This is a genomic window from Synechococcus sp. R8-2 (genome assembly GCF_047461715.1).
GTDB lineage: Bacteria > Cyanobacteriota > Cyanobacteriia > Thermostichales > Thermostichaceae > Thermostichus.
Genome location: NZ_JANSHQ010000021.1, coordinates 1 through 2,416 on the forward strand (window position 1 = coordinate 1; position 2,416 = coordinate 2,416).

Below are 2,416 nucleotides of genomic sequence, written 5' to 3' on the forward strand. Positions count from 1 at the left end.
ACCGCCCGCTGGTTAGGGTCAGGCGTTCCCCTTGGGCGGCGCTCCGTCGCCTATCGGGCATCGCCATCTGGCAAGCGGCATTCCTCTCTCGGCCATACGCTACAGCCCCAGCTCAAAGCCCGCATTGTGCGGAAAGGGCTGTGTCGAGAAATTCCCGAATTAGGGGCAGCACCTGTTCCCCATGCAAGGCAGGGATGGCGTGGCCGGCCCCGGCCAGGATCTTGAGCTGAGCCCCAGGGATCCCTTCGGCATAGGTTTGGCAGTGCCAGAGGGGAATGGTGTCGTCCTGTTCGGCGGCGATCACCAGGGTGGGGGCCTGAATGTAGTTGAGATAACGTTCAACCGTATCGACAGCAGCTTGTGGGCGCAGACGTTGTCGGAGAAATTGCCGAGCGACCGGCTGCTGACGCAGGGATCCCCGCAACCACAAGAGCTGGGCCAGCTTGTCTTCCCAATGCCACCAGCGGGCCAGCGGAGCGATCGCCCGCAACAGCCAATCCACCCAAGCGCTTTCCCAGAGCAAGGGCCGCAAATGGTTGTAGCGTCTCACAAAGCTGTCGTCGCGGATCCCGGCAGGAGCCAACAAAACCAACCCCCGCAGCGGATACCGCACGGCGTAAGCTGCCGCCACCCATCCCCCAAAGGAATGGCCCACCAAAACCGGAGCAGCTAGGCCCAGCCTTTGGACAAATCCGCGCACAAACTCTACTTCTGCAGCGATGTCGTAGTGCAAGGCCGGTTGGCCGGACTGCCCGAACCCCAGTAAATCCAAGGCAATGCAGCGATATTCGTCTCCCAACCCTTGCATCAGCGGCCACCAGTTGGCATGAGTGGCCATAAAGCCATGCAGAAACAGCAGTGGGATCCCTTTTCCCCAGTCTCGATAGGCAGCCCAGCAGGACTCTGCCCCTGCGATGTTCAACCCTTCCAATTTCACCCTGTGCAGCGGGATCCCTTGAACGCGGGCTTGTAACTCTGCCAAGCGCTGCGCCAAAGGCAGCCGTTCCAACAGCGTTTGCCTGGTCATCGGCTTATGGTTAGTAGACACAGACAGATTCAGCAGATGCAGTTTCTTCCGGAGCAGCATTGGCTACAGCGAATGCACCTATACGGAAATATCTCTCGTATCTCTTTGAACAGGGATCCTGCTCAATCCACCGGAATCTACCTGGGATCCCATCAACTCGGAAAAGGCCGTAACGCATCGCAACTTAGCCGATCAACTGCAAATGGGGCGGGGGAGTTTTCAGCCAGTCTTGGCGGGTCAGCAGCCCCTGGAGAAAACGGGTGGCCGCCTGCGATTGATAGCGCTCTGGGTTAAAAGCTAGCCAGAGGGTACGCCGTATCTGCAGCCCTTCCACCACCAGCTTCCGGAACCGCCCCTGTTCCACATCGGATCCCACTGCCACCATGGACAGAAAGGCCACCCCCAACCCCGCCTGGACGGCATTTTTGATCGCCTCAATCGAGCTGAGTTCCAGCCGCACGTTCAATTGGGCCGGGTTAATGCCGTGGCGATTCAGTACCCGATCGATGGTTTGCCGAGTGGAAGACTGGGGATCCAAGGTGATGAAAGGCAAAGCCAGCAGATCCACAAGAGCCGGAGAGTCGATGGCACACCCGGGAGCACCGACCAACACATATTCATCTTCCGCCAGAGCCATCACCTTCAAGTGCCGCTGCAGCTCAAAGGGGATCTCCCCGCCAACAATGGCCACGTCCAATTGGCCGTCCACCAATTTCTGGGCAATTCGCCGCGTGGATTGCACCAAGAGCTGCACGGAAATTTGTGGGTAGCGGCGGTGATATTGCGCGATCAAAGAAGGCATTACATAGGTGCCCACCGTTTGGCTGGCCCCCAAAACCAGATGCCCCCGCTCCATTTCTTGCAAATCCGCTAGGGCCTCGACGGCCTCACGGCACAGCTTGAGGATGCGCTCGCTGTACTGCAGCAGCACTTTCCCGGCATCCGTCAACTCCACCTTGCGCCCACTGCGGTCGAACAGCACCACTCCCAACTGTCGCTCCAAGTTCTGCACTTGCAAGCTGACGGCAGGCTGGGAGACAAACAGGCTATCGGCAGCACGGCGAAAACTACCCTGCTGGGCAATTGCCCGCACGATGAGGAGCTGATCTAAGGTAAACGGCAACTCATCCGCCATAGGGAACTCCAAACCCCACAGTGGGATCCCTTACGTTTCCCTGAAAAGCTGAGCAGCCCGCGTTTGGAAACCCACACGAGATCATCATAAACAAGCGAGAAATCCCAAGAGAGCAGCTCAACCCTTTCCCGGCAGCTCGGCTCTGGGGGGTGACCAGCCAAGAGTGGAGAGGAGAGCTCAGAATCTTCGGGCTGTTTCTCTGCCATTCGGAGCAGCTATGCCCACAATACCTACCTGATACATTTACGCTGAAC

The 2,416-nt window shown here is 58.4% G+C and carries 2 protein-coding genes; both read right to left on the reverse strand.

Going from position 1 to position 2,416, the window contains the following annotated elements:
* Positions 1-112: 112 nt before the first annotated feature.
* Positions 113-1,027: an alpha/beta fold hydrolase gene (locus tag NW819_RS00570; RefSeq protein WP_414412572.1), complete on the reverse strand. Its 915-nt coding sequence runs from the start codon at positions 1,025-1,027 to the stop codon at positions 113-115.
* A gap of 184 nt (positions 1,028-1,211) precedes the next feature.
* Positions 1,212-2,162 (reverse strand): LysR substrate-binding domain-containing protein, encoded by a 951-nt coding sequence (locus NW819_RS00575; RefSeq protein ID WP_414412573.1) that lies wholly within the window; start codon positions 2,160-2,162, stop codon positions 1,212-1,214.
* Positions 2,163-2,416 lie beyond the last annotated feature (254 nt).